The sequence below is a fragment of the Streptomyces bungoensis genome, from assembly GCF_001514215.1.
Classification (GTDB): Bacteria; Actinomycetota; Actinomycetes; order Streptomycetales; family Streptomycetaceae; genus Streptomyces; species Streptomyces bungoensis.
The window spans coordinates 1-662 of record NZ_KQ948921.1; the positions used below are offsets into that span (position 1 = coordinate 1).

General features: G+C 73.6%; 1 protein-coding gene. It reads right to left on the bottom strand.

Features of this window, described 5'->3' with window-relative positions; all coding sequences use genetic code 11:
- A partial coding sequence (locus AQJ66_RS36650) for an SDR family NAD(P)-dependent oxidoreductase (RefSeq protein WP_341849444.1) occupies positions 1-649 on the bottom strand: 649 nt, incomplete at its 3' end.
- Positions 650-662 lie beyond the last annotated feature (13 nt).

Below are 662 nucleotides of genomic sequence, written 5' to 3' on the forward strand. Positions count from 1 at the left end.
TCTCGGCGGGGGTGGTGCGGGCTTCGGGTACGCCGCTCAGCAGCGCGCTGGGACGCACACTGGTGTACGCCGGCGTGAACCGCGCCCAGTCGACGTCCGCCACCACGACCACCGCGTCCGCCCCCGGCACCACCCGGCCCAGCGCACGCACCGCACGCCCCGGCTCCAACGCCACCAGACCCCGCCGCCGCAACGCCTCGACGGCTTCCGCCCCCGCGGCCATACCCACCTCCGCCCAAGGCCCCCACGCCACCGCCGTACCCGCGACACCACGCGCCCGCCGACCCTGGACCAACCCGTCCAGGAAAGCGTTCGCCGCCGCATACCCCGCCTGCCCCCCACTGCCCCACACCCCGGCAATGGAGGAGAACACCACGAACGCGTCCAACGACCGCTCACCGAGCAGCGCATCCAGATGCACCGCACCGGCCACCTTGCCCGCCCACACCTCACCCAACTCCTCGGCGGACATGCGCTCCAACGGCACGTTCACCACCGCACCGGCCGCATGCACCACCGCATCCACCGGATGCTCCGCCAACAGCTCAGCCAGCGCGTCACGGTCCGCCACGTCACACGCGGCCACCGTCACCCGCACACCGGCCGCCACCAACTCATCCCGCAGCGCCACCGCACCCGGCGCATCCATCCCCCGGCGGCTT